The sequence below is a fragment of the Streptomyces sp. NPDC004051 genome (assembly GCF_053604275.1).
In genome coordinates, this window is record NZ_JBSGHG010000023.1 from 28,121 (window position 1) to 46,334 (window position 18,214).

Below are 18,214 nucleotides of genomic sequence, written 5' to 3' on the forward strand. Positions count from 1 at the left end.
TCCCTCCCGACCCATCCCCGAGACCCTTTCCGGTTATGCGCGGGTCGAGTGTTCCGCACACGCCGTATTTCGGGGGAGAGGGGGCGAGGCGCCGACCGGGGCGGGGGCGCGGCGGGGGCGCGGCACCGTCCACCGCGTCGCCCGGGCGGTGTTCACCCGGTGCCGCCCCGGCGCGCGTAGTGGCGGGAGGCTTTGGCGCGGTTCCCGCAGCCGGCCATGGAGCACCAGCGCCGGGTGCCGTTCTTGGACACGTCGTAGAAGTGCAGGACGCAGGCGGGGTTGGCGCAGGGGCGCAGGCGCTCGGGCCGGTCCTCCAGGAGGCGCAGGTAGTCGGCGGCCGCCGCCCACGCCGGCGTCCAGGACGGGTCGTCGACCTCGGTGACGGTCCGCGGCCCGTCCGGGCCCAGGGTGCGGCGCAGCCTGCCGTGGGCGAGTACCTCGTTGAGCGCGTTCCGCGCCCGGTCGGACGGCGGGGCGGTGTCGACGAGCGCGTCCAGGGCGGCGCGGGCCCTCAGGAGGTTCTCCAGGGTCGGGCCGTCGGCGGCGACACGACAGCCCTCGAGTGCCGCGGCGACGGTGGGTGAGGCGAGCCAGGTGGCGAAGCCGTCGGGGGAGTCGAGCAGGTCGTGCTTCCCGGCGTCGTCGATCCACCGGGTGTTCAGCAGATCGACGGCGAGCGGCTCACCGGTGAGCGGCCGCGGATCGGCTTTGTCGGGGTGCGGCACAGGTGCTCCTTCGGTCGCTGGTGGCCGTGCACCCCTCAACGCTAACCGGTCATGTTCCTTTCGGTGGTTGACGTCTCCGAATTCTAACCACTAAAGTCACGTTCAATGGTTACGGGTTGTCCGTGGCCTCTACCGGAAGCGTGGGATGACATGAGCAAGGCGCAGCAGCTGCAGACCGGCCACGTGGGCCTGAACGTCACCGACCTGGAGCGCTCCCTGGCCTTCTACCGCGAGGTCTTCGACTTCGAGGTGATGGGCGAGGGCAAGGAGGACGACCGGCGCTGGGCCTTCCTCGGCCGCGAGGGCCGACTGCTCGTGACGCTCTGGCAGCAGAGCCAGGGAGCCTTCGACACCGGTCGGCCCGGCCTGCACCACCTGTCGTTCCAGGTGGAGTCCATCGACGAGGTCAACGCGACCGCCGAGGTCCTGCGCGGACTCGGTGCCGAGTTCGCCTACGAGGGCGTGGTGCCGCACGGCGAGGGCGCCACCTCCGGAGGCATCTTCTTCACCGACCCGGACGGCATCCGGCTGGAGATCTACGCGCCGACCGGCGCCGACCCGGCCGCCGCCCCGACGGCCGCCGCCCCCACCTGCGGATTCTTCTAGAGGGCCCGGGCGCAGCCCCTTCCGCCCTCCGTGGCGCGCCACGGCCCTCACGCTCCTCTGAAAGGAACCGTGCCCGTGTACCACCGAGGAGAGGCGGCGGTGCAGCAGCGTGCCGGCCTCGCGGCCCAGGCGGAATTCTCCCGGGGCGGGATCGGGAGGACCGTGCCCGAGGTGGCCGCGGCCTTCCTCGCCGAGCAGCCGATGATCATCGTCGGGGGGACGGACGCCGGGGGCCGTGTCTGGGCCACCCAACTCACCGGGGCGCCGGGCTTTCTGCGGGTGCCCGCCCCCGACGTCCTCACCATCGCCGCGCTGCCCCACCAGGACGACCCGCTCGCCCCGCTCCTGCGGAGGACCGCCGCCCCCGTCCAGGTCGGAATGATCGCCATCGAACCCGCCACCCGGCGCCGCATGCGCCTCAACGGACGGGCCCGCGCCGCGGGGGACGGTCTGCGGGTCGACCTCGACCAGGTCATCGCCAACTGTCCCAAGTACCTCCAGAAGCGGGTCGGCCGCCTCGCCGGGGAGGAGGGCGCCGCGACGGCACCCACCGTCCGCGACGGCACTTCCCTGACCCGCCGTCAGCAGGAGGCCCTCTCGCGGGCGGACACCTTCTACGTGGCCACCGGCGACGACCGCGGAGCCATGGACGCCTCGCACCGCGGCGGCAACCCCGGCTTCGTCCAGGTCCTCTCGCCCGCCCTCCTGCGCTGGCCGGACTACACCGGCAACGCCATGTTCCTCACCCTCGGCAACCTCCTGCTCAACCCCGCCGCGGGGCTGCTCTTCCCCCACGGGCAGGACGGCACGCTGCTCCACCTCTCCGGCACCGCCCACACCGTCTGGGAAACCGAGGAGGTCGAACGGGTCCCCGGCGCACAGCGGCTGGTCGAGTTCTCCGTGGACGCCGTACGCGAAGTCGAAGGGGCCACTGCCCTGCGCTGGGGCGAACCCGCCTACTCCCGCTTCAACCCTCCGGTGCGCTGAGCACCCGCACAGGCCCCGTGCGGCCTGTGCCCCGAACCCGTCACCCCGCCCTTTTCCGGGAGCCGACCGTGCAGTTCACCGTAGACATGGACCTCTGTGAGAGCCACGGGCAGTGCGTCTTCGCCGCCCCCGAGGTGTTCTCCTTCGACGACGAGGACCACCTCGTCGTCGCCCCCGTCCCCGACCCCGACGAGTCCCTGAGCGACAAGATCGAGAAGGCGGCGAGCGCCTGCCCGGTACGGGCCATCACCCTCGCTCCGGCCGCGCGGTGAGCGCCGACGACCGCCGTCTGGTGATCGCCGGCGCCTCCCTCGCCGGCCTGCGGGCCGCCCAGGCCCTCCGGCAGGAGGGCTTCACCGGCAGCCTGACGCTCATCGGCGACGAACCCCACGCCCCCTACGACCGGCCGCCGCTCTCCAAGGAATTTCTGACCTCCGAGGACCCGCCGCCCGACACCGGCCTGCCCGTTCCCGCCGATCTCGGTGCGCGCCTGCTGCTCGGCAGCCCCGCCACGGCACTGTCACCGGACGAGCGCGTGGTCACCCTGGCGGACGGTGCCCGGGTGCCCTACGACGGCCTGCTGATCGCCACCGGGGCCGAGGCCCGCCGGTGGCCCGGCGCGCCGCCGCCCCCCGGGGTCCTGACCCTGCGCGGACGCGACGACGCGACGGCCCTGCGGCGCAGGCTCGGCTCCGGACACCGGCTCGTCGTCGTGGGCGCCGGCTTCCTCGGCGGGGAGATCGCCGCCGCCGCACACCGCCGCGGGGCCCGGGTCACCCTGGTCGAGGCCTCCCCCCAGCCCCTGGCGAGTGCGGTCGGTCCGACGGCCGGGGCGTACGTCGCCGCCCTGCACCGGGAAGCGGGCATCGACCTGCGTACGAACACCACCGTCACCGCGTTCGAGAGCCGGCACGGACGCCTCGCGGGGGTCCGGCTCTCCGACGGCACCCGGTGCGCGGCCGACACCGTCGTCCTGGCGCTCGGCGCGGTCCCCGCCACCGGCTGGCTCGCCTCCTCGGGTCTCGACACCGAGCTGGGCGTACGCTGCGACACCCGGCTGCGGGCGCTGCGACCGGACGGCACGGTCGTGCCCGGCGTGGTGGCCGCCGGCGACGTGGCGAGCGTGCCGAACGCCCTGGCCGACGGGCGCCCACTGGTGCTGGGGCACTGGACCAACGCCGTGGAGCAGGCGCGGGCGGCCGCCCGAACCCTGCTGGCCCCCCACGGCCCGGACGTCTTCCGCGGCGTGCCGTCCTTCTGGTCGGACCTGCACGGCGCCAGGTTCCGCTCGGTGGGGCTGCCCGCCCTCGCGGACACGGAAGAGGTGCGGGAGAACGACCTCGCCGGCCGCCGGCTGGAGATCGCCTACCACCGGAACGGCGCACTGGTCGGCGCCCTCACCGCCGGCCGCACCGGTCGCCTGGCGCGCTACCGGGAGGCACTCCACCACACCGTCTCCGGGCAGCGGCCGGAGGTGGGGGCGAGGGGCTGACCGAGGAGACGCCCGTGCGGGCCTCGAGCAGACGTCCCGTCGGACGTTCGGGCAGGCGCCCGGGGAACGGGCGGCGGACGGGCGCGTGGACACGGTGGTGCCGTGCCGGTACTGGGGCAGGATGGGACCATGCCGAACCGACTGGCCCACGAGACGTCCCCCTACCTCCTCCAGCACGCCGACAACCCCGTCGACTGGTGGCCCTGGTCGGACGAAGCCTTCGCCGAGGCGCGCGAGCGGAACGCGCCCGTCCTGCTGAGCGTCGGTTACGCGAGCTGCCACTGGTGCCATGTGATGGCGCACGAGTCCTTCGAGGACCGGGCCACCGCCGACTACCTGAACGAGCACTTCGTGAGCGTCAAGGTGGACCGCGAGGAGCGCCCCGACGTGGACGCCGTCTACATGGAGGCGGTGCAGGCGGCGACCGGGCAGGGCGGCTGGCCGATGACCGTGTTCCTCACCCCGGACGCCGAACCGTTCTACTTCGGCACCTATTTCCCGCCCGAGCCCCGGCACGGCATGCCGTCCTTCCGGCAGCTGCTGCAGGGCGTGCACCAGGCGTGGGAGGAGCGCCGGGAGGAGGTCGCCGAGGTCGCCGGGAAGATCGTGCGGGACCTGGCCGGCCGGGAGATCTCCTACGGCGACGCACGGCTCCCGGGCGAGGAGCAGCAGGCGCAGGCGCTGCTCGGGCTCACCCGGGAGTACGACGCGCAGCGCGGCGGGTTCGGCGGGGCGCCGAAGTTCCCGCCGTCGATGGTGCTCGAGTTCCTGCTCAGGCACCACGCCCGCACCGGCTCCGAGGGCGCCCTCCAGATGGCGCGGGACACCGCCGAGCGCATGGCCCGCGGCGGGATCTACGACCAGCTCGGCGGCGGTTTCGCCCGCTACTCCGTGGACCGGGACTGGACGGTTCCGCACTTCGAGAAGATGCTCTACGACAACGCCCTGCTCTGCCGCGTCTACGCCCACCTGTGGCGGTCCACCGGCTCCGAGCTCGCGCGCCGGGTCGCGCTGGAGACCGCCGACTTCATGGTCCGCGAACTGGGCACGCCCGAGGGCGGGTTCGCCTCCGCACTGGACGCGGACAGCGACGACGGCAGTGGTCGGCACGTCGAGGGCGCCTACTACGTCTGGACGCCGGAGCAGTTGCGCGAGGTGCTCGGTGAGCGGGACGCCGAACTCGCCGCGCGGTACTTCGGGGTGACCGAGGAGGGCACCTTCGAGGAGGGTGCCTCGGTGCTGCAACTGCCGCAGCAGGACGAGGTGTTCGACGCCGAACGGATCGGCGGGGCCGGCGGGGTCAGGGAGCGGCTGCTCGCGGCGCGGGCCGCCCGTCCGGCCCCCGGCCGGGACGACAAGGTCGTCGCCGCCTGGAACGGGCTGGCGATCGCCGCGCTCGCCGAGACCGGCGCCTACTTCGACCGGCCGGACCTGACCGAGGCCGCGGTCGCCGCCGCCGACCTGCTGGTCCGGGTGCACCTCGACGACCACGCCCGGATCGCCCGGACCAGCAGGGACGGCCGGGTCGGTGCCAACGCGGGCGTGCTGGAGGACTACGCCGACGTCGCCGAGGGCTTCCTCGCGCTGGCCTCGGTGACCGGGGAAGGGGTGTGGCTGGAGTTCGCCGGTCTGCTCCTCGACCATGTGCTGGCCCGCTTCACCGACCCGGAGACGGGCGCCCTGTACGACACGGCATCCGACGCCGAGCGGCTCATCCGGCGCCCGCAGGACCCGACGGACAACGCCGTGCCGTCCGGCTGGACGGCCGCCGCCGGGGCACTGCTGGGGTATGCGGCGCAGACCGGATCCGCCCCGCACCGCACCGCCGCGGAGCGGGCGTTGGGCGTGGTGAAGACGCTCGGTCCGCGGGTGCCGCGGTTCGTCGGCTGGGGTCTCGCGGTCGCCGAGGCGGCGCTGGACGGGCCGCGGGAGGTCGCGGTGGTCGGTCCGGCGCTCGACGATCCGGCCACGGCGGCCCTGCACCGCAGGGCGCTTCTGGGCACCGCCCCGGGCGCGGTGGTCGCCGTCGGCGCGCCGGAGAGCGACGAGTTCCCGCTGCTGGCCGACCGGCCCCTGGTGGGGGGCGAACCGGCCGCGTACGTCTGCCGCGACTTCACCTGCGACGCACCGACCACCGACCCCGACCGGCTGGGCACGGCCCTGGGCGGCTGAGCACGGCCCTGGGAGGCTGAGGCGGCTCTACCGCGCCATGCGGTCAAGACCAGAAGTGGGGCTGGAACCCTGTCCGAGCAGTCGCCGCGGCGGACCGCGGATCACAGGGCTGCGGCAGGTGGACGTCGACGAGGCGCTCAGGCGCGGTGCAGGCTCCCCGCAGACCCTCCCGCAGCGCGCGGGGGCCCGCGGGGCGACCCCGCCCCCACTGCGCGGGGGCGGGGCCGGCGTCTACCAGAAGGTAGAGGCCGGAACCTTGCATCCCACTCCGGACCTTTTCATGCGCATTGCCCAGTTGCTCGGGTTCACGACGCACGATCTGCGGATCGCCCACCTGAATCTGTACGGGACGGATCCGGCGCTTCCGATAGAAGATCCGTCGCCGCTCTGGCAGGAGGTCCTGAACGGGCAGCACGAGATGGCCTGTGCCGTGACACCCGGGGGCTCCTGGTGGCGTCCAACGAGTCGTTCTCACGGATGTTCTCCACGGGAGAGCCGGCGAACCTGTGGCGCTGGGCGTTGTTCTCGGAGGAGGCGCGAACGGTCCTTGTGCACTGGGAGGAGCGCTGGGCGCCGGACCTGATCGCTGAGTTGAGGCTGGCTCGCTGCCGGTATCCGGCCGACGACACGGTGCGGGCTCTGTACGCGGACGTCGTCCGTGAGCCGGCTCTGCAGCGGATTGCCGCCGAGCCGAGCCGGGGTCTGAACGGCCAGGCGCGCCCCCTGTGTCATCCGATGCGCGGTGAGGGAGCGGCGCGGTTCATGGCTGCCCGTGCTGCCGGGGTGAGCGTCCTGACCATCCTCTTCGAGCCCGCTGCCCAGTAGTACCACCAACGCCAGGAGGGAGGATCTCGATGCGGTTCCTGGTCCCGGACGATCCGGTGTTCCTCGGCATGTTCATCGGGATCGAGCAGCCTTTGTTGCACAGCCTGTATCACTTCTACCGAAATGATCTGAGTGGTGGCCAGGACCTGTTGATCCGCACGGCATATGACAAGTGGGGCGAGATCCAGCAGCGGTTTCCGCCGCTGCTCCAGTGGCAGGACTTGGTTCCGGCGGCCCGAGGGCAGGTGGGCCGGAAAGGCTACGCCCTGCACGACTCGCGAGGCCGGCAGCTGACGTGCCTGTACTCCGTGGACGTCCCGGCGGAGTATCTGCACACCCTGCGGGCCTGTCACACCATGCTCGTTCGCGCGGAGCGGGAAACCGGCCCGCTCACCGAGGCGCTCGACGAGCTGGCGGAGGAGACGAGGATGCGGTGTCTCGTCGGCAACTTCGGTCGCGTCCTGGATGTGATGGAGCTCAAGACACCGCCCGGCCTGCTCAGGGCCATTGGGCGCGGAGTGCCGTCCGGGCCGGTACTGGCCATCACGCTGGATGCGGCGCAGGAAGCCGAGTATCAGGACTTCTGCGGGCGCGTCGTGTCCACTCTGAGCGCCGGTGACAGGTTCGCCCATACCTCCCACCGCGCGCTGTACTTCTGAGCCCGGTGCCCGAAGGACCCGCACCGGCGGCGGGCCCGCGCAGCGTTCCTGCGCGGGCCCGCCGCCGGGTCCTTTCCGCCGCGGGACGTGGTGGTCCCGGAGCACGGAGGAGTCGTGACTAGGCCGGCGTGGCACTGTCCGAGCCGTCGGCGCGCAGGATGGGATGGCCGTCCAAGAGCCCCTGGGGCGCGGAAAACGCCTCGGCCATCTCCCCCGCGTGGGGTTCGAGGTCCGCGATGACGCTCTCGATCACGCCGGGCAGATCCAGGACCTGGTCCGCGGTGAGACGCCCCTGCGCCAGCAGGTCGCCGCTGTGGGCGGCCACCCCTCGAAGGGCGAAGAGGCCGTGCAGGTCCGTGAGCAGCTGCCGGGCGTGCGCCGAGGTGGCCTGGGCGGACGCACTCAGCAGGGCTTCGGAAGCCAGGCGATGAGCGTGCGCGTCGACGAGCTTCAGGGCGGGTGTGACCGTCGCGTTCCAGCGCTCCAGGGGGGAGGAGCGTGCCCGCCTGGTGCGCAGCCGCGTGCGCGCCCGCTCGTGCCATATTCGCTCCACGTCCGCCAGGAGGTCCTGGAGGTGCTGCGGTTCGCGCAGTGAGCGGTCCTCGGGCGGTGTCTCACTGGCCGGTTTCGGGGTGAGGCCCCCCAGGAGCATCTCCCCCGCCGCCTTGGTCCAGATGACGAGGTTGTCCCCCTCGGCGGTGATCGTGCCCTCGTTGGCGGCCAACTGGCCCGCTATGCCGTTGGCCAGGGCGAGCCCTTGGGCACCGCACCTCTCGCGACACTCCGTCATGACGTCCCGGGCCCGCCAGGTGATCCATCCCTTGGCGACGGCTATCAGCCGTTCGCAGTCCTCCCGGTCGGCCTCCGTGGACCGGCTCCACTGCCGGACGACGGACCGGTGCAGCAGCGTGGCCGCGTACGTCGTGGCAAGGGCGTCCAGGAGCGGAGTGTGGTGGCTCCGGTACGACATCAGGGGCACCCGCTGCCCCTTGGTCATCCCCGACGTGTGCCGGTTGTGGGCATGCCGCACGGCGATGCCGACGGCGTGCCTCGTGACCCCCAGGCTGTAGGCGCTCATGCAAAGCTTGCCCATGGTCACGCGGCCGATGGAGCGCAGGAACCGCTTGCGACTGTTGCCCAGGGAACTGACGAACTCTCCGTCCGGACGGAGCCGCCCGTGCTCCCCCTGGAGCAGGGCGGAGAACGGCAGGGGGACGGTGCGGAACGCCGTGACGCAGTGGTCCACGGGGGCGCTTCCGGTCTCCGGCAGGTCCCGTACTTCCACACCCGGCAGGTGCCGCCCATCGGGGTCGCTGAGCGGGGTCAGGAACAGGAACACACCCTTGTCCTCCCCGTCAATGATCAGCCGGGCCGCGACGAGTGCGTCCTTCGCGCCGCCCACGGAGCTGGTGTTGGGCATGAACTTGCGGGCCCCGTCGGACGGGGTGTCGAGCACGAAGCCGCCCGTCGCCCGGTCGAACGTGGCGGTGGTCTCCATCTGCGCGGCATCGTTGCCGTGCGCCTGCTCGGTGCACAGGAAGGTCCCCAGGCGCTCCATCCGGAAGTAGGGCGTCAAGTCCCTTTCCGCGTGGTCGTGATCGAGGAGACTGCCGAGGAACAGGTTGTAGTGGATGCTGGCGATCGTCGCCATGCCGGCATCGGCGATCCCCGCCCATTCGTGCAGGGCGGTCAGGGAAGCGGCGTCGGCGACCAGGGCTTGAGCGTCGGGAACGGCCTTGTTGACCAGACGGAGTCGCCGGTAGGCCAGCTCGGTGCGCTCTCGGTGCGTGAGTCCTTCCCGGAAGGAGAAGGGGGCGGAGCTGAACAGCTCGCGCCACGGCTCGTGGAGCTGCTCAGCCTGCGCGCCGAAGAGGGCAACCTGAAGCGCAGGCAGGGGACTTGACTTGCTGGAGAGGGGGGAATCGATCACTCCGGAAACGTAGCCCAGATGCGCAGGCGCCACAGCATGGTGATCAACACGATTGAGACAGGCCGAAAAGCGGTAGTTGCCCGTTGAACATAACTGCCAAAGCGGACGAGAGGCTGTGAACCCGGCCTTGGGGGACATCGGTACAGCCGTTGGCGCCAAGCCGTTGATCATGGTCGGCTCTCGCTCCTCGCGGGTGACCGAGGTGAGCCCCGAGCTAGGCAGGGAAGGCCCTACCGCATCTCGGTGTTCGGGTGGGGCTGGGACTGGAGTCGGTCGCGCAGGTCGATCTCCTCGGCGGTGAGCGGGTCCTCGGGCCGGCGGATGCGGACGGGCTTGGGCCGTAGCGGCAGGCCGTCGTCCGCCGCGGCGGCTTCGGCTTCCGCGAAGGCTCGGTACAGAGAGGCGACCGAGGGGGACTTGCCGGCGTTCTTGCCGGTCTTGACGGTGAGCTTCTTGGCGATCTCGGGGACGGGGGCGCCCTTGTCCTCGAGGGCGACGGCGAGGGTGAGCATGTCGTCGTCGATGGCCTTCGGCCGTCCGCCGTGGTTGCCCTTGAACGCGGCGGTGACCTGGTCTTCCAGGGTCTTTTCCCGGATGTGGTTGCGCTCGATCTGCCCGGTGACGGTGAGGACGGCGAAGAATGTGGCGCCCATGCCGTTGGGGCCGTAGATCCCGGTGAGCAGTCCGGTGAGGGGTTCGAGCTGGATGCCGCCGGCCTGGAGCTCGGCGGACAGCGTCATCGGTTCGGCCGCGTTCCTGGCCAGGCGCTTCAGCTCGTGCACCGTGAAGATCACCGGTGTCTCGGGGGCGGCTTCCTTGCACCGGTGGGCCAGGGCGAGCGCCTTCTCCAGCTGCGGCAGCGTGGAAAGCCGTTCCTTGTCCGTGGCCCGCTTCGCCGTGCTGATCAACCGCGTCGCCATCAGGACCTGGAACAGGTCCAGGGCCTCGTCGATCGCCTTGGCCTCCAGGTGCCGCATCACCGCGGTCAGCATCGCCGTGCGCTTCGGCTCACTGGCCCGCTCCGGTCCGGCCGCCTTGCTGCCCAGCCCGTAGCGGGCCAGCGCCGCCGGCCGGTTCGGCGGGATCTCGTTCAGCTTCACCCGGCCCAGGCCGAACGCGCCGATCTCTTCCGCCCGCTCCAGCGCGCGGGCGAACGCCGTGCCCGTCGTCCGCGTCGGCGGCCGGCGCAGCCGCTCCAGCTCCGAGAACCGCTTGCCCTCCGGCGTGACCAGCGTCGCCACCAGCTGCTCGGGCAGCTCCCGGTCCGCGCGGGCCGCGGCTCCGGCGACGGTGGCGTGCAGTTGCTTCTCGGCGATCTGGCGGACCTCGAAGACCTGCCGGGCCGGCACCGAGACGCCCGGCAGCAGCATCCGGTTCCGGCGCAGCCGGCCCGCCGCCTGGTTGAACAGCGCCACCGGCCCCTCGGCGTGCGTCCACGCCCGGCCGTGCAGGAACGAGCGGAACTTCCGCCCCCACTCAGGGTCTTCGTACGGGTGGTAGCCGTAGGCGTCCCGGATCTCCCACGCGTGCTCGTGCGCGGTCGTCTGCCGCTCGGTGTACCGCTTGATGCACGAGACGTCCTCGGTGCCCAGCTGCTCACCCACGTGCTCGATCACCGGCACGGCACCGCGAGAGGGTCCTCCAGGAACAGCCCGATGTACCGGACCGTGCACATCTGCACGGCGAAGCCGAGACGGCTGTGGTCACCACGGCGCTTCGCGATCAGCTTGCGGTCCTCGTCGTCGAGGAAGAAGAAGCGCTCCGGCTCCGGTCCCGTCGGCTCCTCGGCGAACTTCCCGTACGCCTCAGCCTGCTCATCAGTTAAGAATTCCACCGGCACCCGGCGGACGGTACAGACGTCCCACACACCGCCGGAAACCTTTCCCTGAAACAGCCGCGCACAGCGGATCATCTGTGGTAGCCGCTCAAGATCAACGGCTTGGCGCTAACGGCTGTACCGGTGTTCCCCGAAACCGTACTCAGCGCCCCTGAGCGCTCCGGCTCAGCGCGCGTTCCACGATCGCCTCCAGCTGGTCGTGGTGGGCGCCCCGCCAGTAGGCGCGGCCGCAGTCGGCGCACCGGGCGAACACGTCGTACGAGCGGTGCGTGCCGCTCTTCAGCTGGTCGGCGACCTCGTCCTTGGTGGCGGGGCCCAGCAGGCCGTTGCAGGCGGTGCAGCGGGTCCAGGGGCGCAGTTCGGGCTGGAAGCGGTCCAGTACGTAGGGGAGTTGCTCCTCGGGCCCGGTGCTGTAGACGAACGCGCCGGCCCACAGTTCCCGGCGGCGCAGCAGGCCGCGGTCGCGGCTGAGCATCACCCGCTGTTCGGCCGCGGAGCGGGCGGCCAGCGCCGGGTCGCCGATGTCCGTCGACTCGTACGCCGTGTCCACGCCCAGCAGCCGCAGCCGGCGGGCCAGCGTGCCGAGGTGCACGTCGAGCAGGAAGCGCAGCGGGGCGCCGGGCACCCGCTGGGGGAGTGCGACGGGGCGGACGGTCACCGACTCGCCGGCGGCCGGGGTGTGCGAGACGGGCACCTCGCGGCCGTCCACGAGCAGCGTGCCGACCTCGGTCAGCGGGACGCCGAGCGACTCGACGAGGTGACCGAGGGTGGAGACGCCGTCGATGGCGGCCGCCGTGGCGCCGGTGGACCGTGCCCGGGGCACGAAGACGAGCAGTTCGGGGGCGAACTCGACGCGGATCTCGGGACCGTTCACCCGTTCAGGATGTCATGAGCGCGGTGCGCGGCCCCGGCTTTTTCCGGGTGTTCCCGGCTCATCCGTGCTGGTAGGCCACGAGGGAGATGCCCACGTAGTGGGCGATGAAGGCGGCCAGGGTGAAGGAGTGGAAGACCTCGTGGAAGCCGAACCAGCGCGGTGACGGGTTGGGCTTCTGGATGCCGTAGACCACTCCGCCCGCGCTGTAGAGCACCCCGCCCACGATCACCAGGACCAGGACGGCGATGCCGCCGGTGCGCATGAAGTCGGGGAGGTAGAAGACGGCGACCCAGCCCATCGCGATGTAGCACGGGGTGTAGAGCCAGCGCGGGGCGCCCACCCAGAACACCCGGAAGGCGATCCCGGCGAGGGCGGCCGCCCAGATGCCCCACAACAGCCACTGGCCCTTGGCCTCCGGCAGGAGCAGCAGGGTGAGCGGGGTGTAGGTGCCGGCGATGATCAGGAAGATGTTGGCGTGGTCGAGGCGGCGCAGCACCCCGTCCATGCGGGGGCTCCAGTCGCCGCGGTGGTACAGGGCGCTCACGCCGAACAGCAGGCAGGCCGTCAGCGCGAAGACCGCGCAGGCGATCCGGCCCCGGGTCGAGTCGGCGAGGGCGACGAGCACCAGGCCGGCGACCAGGACGGCGGGGAACATGCCCAGGTGCAGCCAGCCGCGCAGTTTGGGTTTGACCGGGTGCGGGAGGAAGGTCTCTACCGGACCGCGGCCTTCGGCCTGCGGGTCCGCGGGGGCGTCGGAGGCGAACGCTGTCATGACCGCATCGTACCTACGGAACCGTAAGTAGCGGAGTGGTGCGCCCGCTTGGCCGTGACGTGGTGGTCATCCTCTCACGCCGCACGGGAGTGACCGGCCGCGCAAAGAGACCGCAAAGAACCCGCAAAGGGGCGGCCCGCCGTACGTCATGCGTACGCAACGTGAACGTAAAGGGGCCCAGCGTGCGCGCGCCGGCCCCCCGGAAAGCGTGGTCAGCGTCACTCCGCTCACCTGTGCATCCCTCTGGACAGATGGGCACTCGCATCAGAGGATCAAATGAGTGCGGTCGGCACCGGATGAGCGCCGAACACCCACCGTGAAGCATCCGGGCCGCAGCCCCCACGGGGCCTCTCAACCGAAAACCCTCACTTAGGAGCAATCGTGGCGCGCGACATCGCGGCTCCCCCCGTCCCCACCGACCACCAGGGACTGATTTCCTGGGTCAACGAGATCGCCGAGCTGACCCAGCCGGACCGCGTGGTCTGGTGCGACGGTTCCGAGGCCGAGTACGAGCGGCTGAGCGAGGAGCTCGTCGCCAAGGGCACGTTCCGCAAGCTCGACCCGATCAAGCGCCCCAACTCCTACTACGCCGCCTCCGACCCCAGCGACGTCGCCCGCGTCGAGGACCGCACCTTCATCTGCTCCGAGAAGGAGGAGGACGCCGGCCCCACCAACCACTGGAAGGCCCCCGCCGAGATGCGGGAGATCTTCACCGGTGAGAAGGGCGTCTTCCGCGGCTCCATGAAGGGCCGCACGATGTACGTCGTGCCCTTCTGCATGGGCCCCCTCGGCTCGCCGCTGTCCGCGATCGGCGTCGAGATCACCGACTCCGCGTACGTCGCCGTCTCCATGCGCACCATGACCCGGATGGGGCAGCCGGTCCTGGAGGAGCTGGGCTCCGACGGCTTCTTCGTCAAGGCCGTGCACTCGGTCGGCGCCCCCCTGGAGCCCGGCCAGCAGGACGTCCCCTGGCCCTGCAACCAGACCAAGTACATCTCGCACTTCCCCGAGGACCGCGAGATCTGGTCCTACGGCTCCGGCTACGGCGGCAACGCCCTGCTCGGCAAGAAGTGCTACGCCCTGCGCATCGCCTCCGTCATGGCCCGCGACGAGGGCTGGCTCGCCGAGCACATGCTGATCCTCAAGCTCACCCCGCCGCAGGGCGAGTCGAAGTACGTCGCCGCCGCCTTCCCCTCCGCCTGCGGCAAGACCAACCTCGCCATGCTGGAGCCCACGATCTCCGGCTGGACCGTCGAGACGATCGGCGACGACATCGCCTGGATGCGGTTCGGCGAGGACGGCCGTCTCTACGCCATCAACCCCGAGGCCGGCTTCTTCGGCGTCGCGCCCGGCACCGGCGAGCACACCAACGCCAACGCGATGAAGACCCTGTGGGGCAACTCCGTCTTCACCAACGTCGCCCTCACCGACGACGGCGACGTGTGGTGGGAGGGCATGACCGAGGAGACCCCGGCCCACCTCACCGACTGGAAGGGCAACGACTGGACCCCCGAGTCCGGCACGCCCGCCGCCCACCCCAACGCCCGCTTCACCACCCCCGCCGCGCAGTGCCCGATCATCGCGCCCGAGTGGGAGGACCCCAAGGGCGTGCCGATCTCCGCGATCCTCTTCGGCGGCCGCCGCGCCACCGCCGTACCGCTGGTCACCGAGTCCTTCGACTGGAACCACGGCGTCTTCCTCGGCGCCAACGTGGCCTCCGAGAAGACCGCCGCCGCCGAGGGCAAGGTCGGCGAGCTGCGCCGCGACCCGTTCGCCATGCTGCCGTTCTGCGGCTACAACATGGGCGACTACATGGGCCACTGGGTCGACGTCGCCAAGGACAAGGACCAGTCCAAACTGCCGAAGATCTACTACGTCAACTGGTTCCGCAAGAACGACGAGGGCAGGTTCGTCTGGCCCGGCTTCGGCGAGAACTCCCGCGTCCTGAAGTGGATCGTGGAGCGCCTGGAGGGCAGGGCGGACGGCGTCGAGACCCCGATCGGCATCCTGCCGACCAAGGCGGCCCTCGACACGGACGGCCTCGAACTGGCCGACGCCGACCTGGAGTTCCTGCTCAGCGTCGACAAGGAGGTGTGGCGCGAGGAGGCCGCGCTCGTCCCCGAGCACTTCAACACCTTCGGCGACCACACGCCCACCGAGCTGTGGGACCAGTACCGCGCCCTGGTACAGCGCCTGGGCTGAGCGCCCGGCACACAGACTCCGCGGCCGGTTGGGATGGGATGCCCTGACCAGCGATCGTCACGACCGGCCGCGGGACAGACCGGCGAGGCCCCGCACAACGGCGTGCGGAGTCCCGGGCCTGTCGTCACCCTCCCGCCCGCCCCGGCGGACCAGGGCGACGACAGGCCTTCGCCCATGTCAGGCCCCGTCCACCACCGCCCTGCTACACCCCCCGGTACAGCCGCTCCAGGTCCACGAGCACCACCTCGCCCCGGTCGGCAGCCTCCCTCAGTTCGGGGGCGAAGCCCGCACCGCTGTAGCAGGCGGGTCTGGCGTGGCGGGTGTCCACGCCCCGCGCGGCGAGCAACTCCAGGATGCGGCGCAGGCGCTGGAGGTGCCCGAGGTGCATGACCTGCTGCCATTTCGCCTCGCCCACGGACAGCAGGATGCCCTGGTCCTGGCCGATCGCGCCGTGCACCACGACGTCGGCCTCGAGGCCGGTGCGGTTCACCGGGTCGGCGACGGTTCCCGAGGCGACCTGGATCGGCATGCCCCCGAACGTCCCGGGGTCCGCGTGCCACTCGACCCACTCGCGGCACAGCCGCTCGAAGTGCGGGCCCACGACCTTGCTGAGGAACGTGGACCGGCTGTGCTCCCAGACCTTGGCGGCCCCTCGCCGGCGGCTGAGAAGAGCCGTCTCGGGGCGTACGACCGCATGGTGAAAGCTGATCAGCGGCTCCGCGACGTGGTACGTGGTGCGGTTGCCGCGGAAGGCGTCGGGCTCGGCGGTCAGCAGACCGCAGTTCCGCAGCACGGTCAGGGGCAGCGAGATGTCCGTGGCCTTGCGGCCCACCGCGCTCGCGATGCCGCCACTGGTGCGGTTGCCGCCCGCCACCGCGGCCAGGACCGAGTGGTACAGCGACCGGTCGCGCAGGTCCGGCTCGGCGGCGAGCAGGTACGGCGCCTCGCCGTGGATCGGGCGGGCCGGGTTGAGCACGGTCCGGCAGACCCAGGCGTCGAAGTCGTCGGGACCGTCCGGTACGTCGTCGTCGACGAACTCCCGCCGGTACGCGGGGGTCCCGCCGACGATCGCGTGGACGAGGACCGCCAGCCGGGGATCGTCGATGCCCCAGAACTCGGCGGCCTCCCGGAAACCGAGCGAATGCACCACGAGGTCGAGACCCGCACGGCCGTAGAGCGGGGAGGCGCCGGAGAGCAGCCCGCCCATGAACGACATCGCGCTGCCGCACAGCAGGATCCGGGGACGCTCCGTGCGGTGGCGCTCGGAACGTACGCCGAGGGCGGCCTGCAACTGGGACGGGAGGGCGGGGGCGTTCCGCACCAGGTACGGGAACTCGTCGATCACCACCGGCAGCGGCCGCTCCTTCGCCAGCCCGAAGAGCATCTCCAGCGCCTCGCCCCAGTTCGCCGGCCGAGGGGGGACGGCGGTCCCGGTGAAGCGCGCGACCGCTTCGCCCAGCAGGTGCAGGGACTCGGCGGCCGACGCCTCGACCGCGGCGTAGTAGAAGCCCCCGGTGGCGTCGGCCAGCGCCTGCAACAGGAAGCTCTTCCCTTGACGGCGACGGCCCGACACCACGCCGAGCCGCGGCCCCGCGCCCTCACCGGTCGCGAAGGCGGTCAGCTCGCTCCACTCCCACTCCCGGTCGAACATGTCCGGCGGTCTCGGCAGACTGCGTGCGGGGGACCGGGCCATCGGGCACCTCCCTGATCTCGGAGGCGCACCCCTCTTAGAGGCATACCTCTTAGAAGTACACCTCTCACAACGAGACGAACCGGCCCCGGTCACTCCCGCAGGCACACGAAGGCCACCGCCCGCACGCTCACGCTGGCCCGTGTGTCCCCCTTACCGCGGCTCCACAGCGGCGAGCACACCCCGCGCAGCCGTTCCGTTCGGCCAGGTCCACCCGGCGACGAGGTGTCCGGACGGCCTCTGCCCGGCCTCCGTCGGCCGCAGGACGCGGTTGACGTGAACGTCGAACCCGTCGTCAGGGGCGGTGCCGTGCACGGTGACGGTCGGGTCGGGGGTGTGGTTCTCGCTCTGGTGCTGCGGCACCGCCTCGCCGCGCAGGAGTGCACGCAGCTGCGCCGTCACCACCGGGTCGTGGAGGCCGTCGTAGACCCAACGGGTGCCGAGCACCCCGTGCTCCGCGGTGCCGATCAGCGCCTTGCCCGGGGCGCCCTCCAGTGCCGTACCGCGGTAGCTCATCGGTACCAGATACGCCACCGGCTCCCGCCCGGCGGCGTCCACCACGACCATGAACTCGATCCCGACCGCGCCCTCCGGATCGTCCAGGCGGAACCCACCGGCCTTGACCAGTTCCGGCGTTCCCGCGTCGCCCACGTACCAACTCTGCTTCGGCAGCCACTCGGTGAGCAGTTCCAGTTTGGTGGGCGTCATGGTGGTGCGGTGGATCAAGGCCATGCGAGCTTCCTCAGGCGTAGGTCCGGGGCCCGTCCTCCGACGGGTTGTGATCGAACCTATAGGAAAGGGCACGCTCCCCGAGCGGCAGCGATCCGGAACCTCATCCGCTCCGGGTGCTCTGCAGAGCGCCACCGGCGCTGCCGTGATGCTCGCGCACCGCGATCCGGGCCAGCTTCGTCAGCATCATGCCGTTGCGGATCGAGACGAGGTAGTCCACGGGGAGCCCGTGCATCCGGGTGCCGGGGCCCCGCAGGGGATGCCAGTCGAGAAGGAAAAGGGTGCTCTCGCCCCAGGGGATCAGGTTCATGGCGATGCGGGCCGCGCCGAAGGGATCCGCCTTCGCCTCCAGCTCCAGACGGCGTCGCGGCTCGCAGATGCGTACGACACAGACGTCGTCGAGGGCCAGCGGGCCGAGCCCGACCCGGACCTGCAGGCGGGCGCCCACGTCCGGCCAGTGCGGGTCCGCGGCGGTGACCTGCTGCGTCCCCGAGACCCACTCCCCGTAGCGCCGGCCGTCGGACAGCAGGTCCCAGACCCTGGACGGCGAGCTCAGGATCAACCGGCGATTCCGGGCCACACCGACCACGCTCCTTCTTTCCGTCGAACCGGCACCCATGACCACGCTGCCAGGCGTGGAACGCCTCCTCGACGCTAACCGCGCCGCACATCTCCGGCACCCGCGACAGCGGCCGGGCCCGGCACCCGCACGGC

At 71.6% G+C, this 18,214-nt stretch carries 15 protein-coding genes and 2 pseudogenes; 8 read left to right on the forward strand and 9 right to left on the reverse strand.

Annotated elements, in window-relative coordinates; all coding sequences use genetic code 11:
• Window positions 1-152: 152 nt before the first annotated feature.
• Window positions 153-725, reverse strand: coding sequence for a CGNR zinc finger domain-containing protein (locus ACWEQO_RS22600; protein ID WP_452984978.1), 573 nt, complete (start codon window positions 723-725; stop codon window positions 153-155).
• Window positions 726-875: 150 nt separating this feature from the next.
• Here ACWEQO_RS22600 and ACWEQO_RS22605 point away from each other — a divergent pair, with 150 nt between their 5' ends.
• From ACWEQO_RS22605 to ACWEQO_RS22635, 7 genes are all read left to right on the forward strand, one after another.
• Entirely contained in the window at window positions 876-1,331 is a 456-nt protein-coding gene (locus tag ACWEQO_RS22605) for a VOC family protein (protein WP_452984979.1), read from the forward strand.
• A gap of 69 nt (window positions 1,332-1,400) precedes the next feature.
• Entirely contained in the window at window positions 1,401-2,318 is a 918-nt protein-coding gene (locus ACWEQO_RS22610; RefSeq protein WP_452984980.1) for a pyridoxamine 5'-phosphate oxidase family protein, read from the forward strand.
• A 68-nt stretch (window positions 2,319-2,386) separates the two neighbouring features.
• Window positions 2,387-2,590, forward strand: coding sequence for a ferredoxin (locus tag ACWEQO_RS22615; RefSeq protein ID WP_452984981.1), 204 nt, complete (start codon window positions 2,387-2,389; stop codon window positions 2,588-2,590).
• Window positions 2,587-3,810 (forward strand): NAD(P)/FAD-dependent oxidoreductase, encoded by a 1,224-nt coding sequence (locus ACWEQO_RS22620; RefSeq protein WP_452984982.1) that lies wholly within the window; start codon window positions 2,587-2,589, stop codon window positions 3,808-3,810. Before ACWEQO_RS22615 ends, ACWEQO_RS22620 begins: the two co-directional genes overlap by 4 nt.
• 129 nt (window positions 3,811-3,939) lie before the next feature.
• Complete coding sequence (locus ACWEQO_RS22625) at window positions 3,940-5,982, forward strand: thioredoxin domain-containing protein (protein ID WP_452984983.1); 2,043 nt, start codon at window positions 3,940-3,942, stop codon at window positions 5,980-5,982.
• A 423-nt stretch (window positions 5,983-6,405) separates the two neighbouring features.
• Window positions 6,406-6,807 (forward strand): MmyB family transcriptional regulator, encoded by a 402-nt coding sequence (locus tag ACWEQO_RS22630; protein ID WP_452985021.1) that lies wholly within the window; start codon window positions 6,406-6,408, stop codon window positions 6,805-6,807.
• Between the two features lie 29 nt (window positions 6,808-6,836).
• Window positions 6,837-7,466 carry a hypothetical protein gene (locus tag ACWEQO_RS22635; protein ID WP_452984984.1) on the forward strand — a complete coding sequence of 210 codons (630 nt, stop codon included), beginning with the start codon at window positions 6,837-6,839 and terminating at the stop codon, window positions 7,464-7,466.
• 118 nt (window positions 7,467-7,584) lie between these two features.
• On the opposite strand, the gene ACWEQO_RS22640 is transcribed toward ACWEQO_RS22635, so the two are convergent.
• From ACWEQO_RS22640 to trhA, 5 genes and pseudogenes are all read right to left on the reverse strand, one after another.
• Entirely contained in the window at window positions 7,585-9,396 is a 1,812-nt protein-coding gene (locus tag ACWEQO_RS22640; RefSeq protein WP_452984985.1) for an acyl-CoA dehydrogenase family protein, read from the reverse strand.
• A 230-nt stretch (window positions 9,397-9,626) separates the two neighbouring features.
• Window positions 9,627-10,193: pseudogene (locus ACWEQO_RS22645) on the reverse strand (recombinase family protein); the annotation flags it as partial.
• 3 nt (window positions 10,194-10,196) lie between these two features.
• A pseudogene (locus ACWEQO_RS22650) lies at window positions 10,197-11,236 on the reverse strand (DUF4158 domain-containing protein); the annotation flags it as partial.
• Window positions 11,237-11,375: 139 nt separating this feature from the next.
• The gene (locus ACWEQO_RS22655) at window positions 11,376-12,107 is read right to left on the reverse strand and encodes a Mut7-C RNAse domain-containing protein (RefSeq protein ID WP_452984986.1); all 732 of its coding nucleotides are present in this window, start codon (window positions 12,105-12,107) and stop codon (window positions 11,376-11,378) included.
• A gap of 58 nt (window positions 12,108-12,165) precedes the next feature.
• Window positions 12,166-12,879 (reverse strand): PAQR family membrane homeostasis protein TrhA, encoded by a 714-nt coding sequence (gene trhA, locus ACWEQO_RS22660; RefSeq protein WP_361451503.1) that lies wholly within the window; start codon window positions 12,877-12,879, stop codon window positions 12,166-12,168.
• A gap of 381 nt (window positions 12,880-13,260) precedes the next feature.
• Between trhA and ACWEQO_RS22665 the strand changes: the two genes are divergently transcribed.
• Window positions 13,261-15,081 carry a phosphoenolpyruvate carboxykinase (GTP) gene (locus ACWEQO_RS22665; RefSeq protein ID WP_452984987.1) on the forward strand — a complete coding sequence of 607 codons (1,821 nt, stop codon included), beginning with the start codon at window positions 13,261-13,263 and terminating at the stop codon, window positions 15,079-15,081.
• Between the two features lie 202 nt (window positions 15,082-15,283).
• Here the strand turns inward: ACWEQO_RS22665 and ACWEQO_RS22670 are convergent, their stop codons facing one another.
• The 3 genes from ACWEQO_RS22670 to ACWEQO_RS22680 form a co-directional block, all read right to left on the reverse strand.
• On the reverse strand, window positions 15,284-16,774 hold the full coding sequence (locus ACWEQO_RS22670; RefSeq protein ID WP_452984988.1) for an AAA family ATPase: 1,491 nt from the start codon (window positions 16,772-16,774) through the stop codon (window positions 15,284-15,286).
• A 150-nt stretch (window positions 16,775-16,924) separates the two neighbouring features.
• Window positions 16,925-17,503: a maltokinase N-terminal cap-like domain-containing protein gene (locus tag ACWEQO_RS22675; protein ID WP_452984989.1), complete on the reverse strand. Its 579-nt coding sequence runs from the start codon at window positions 17,501-17,503 to the stop codon at window positions 16,925-16,927.
• Window positions 17,504-17,603: 100 nt separating this feature from the next.
• Window positions 17,604-18,080, reverse strand: coding sequence for an SRPBCC family protein (locus ACWEQO_RS22680; protein ID WP_361451515.1), 477 nt, complete (start codon window positions 18,078-18,080; stop codon window positions 17,604-17,606).
• Between the last annotated feature and the right edge of the window lie 134 nt (window positions 18,081-18,214).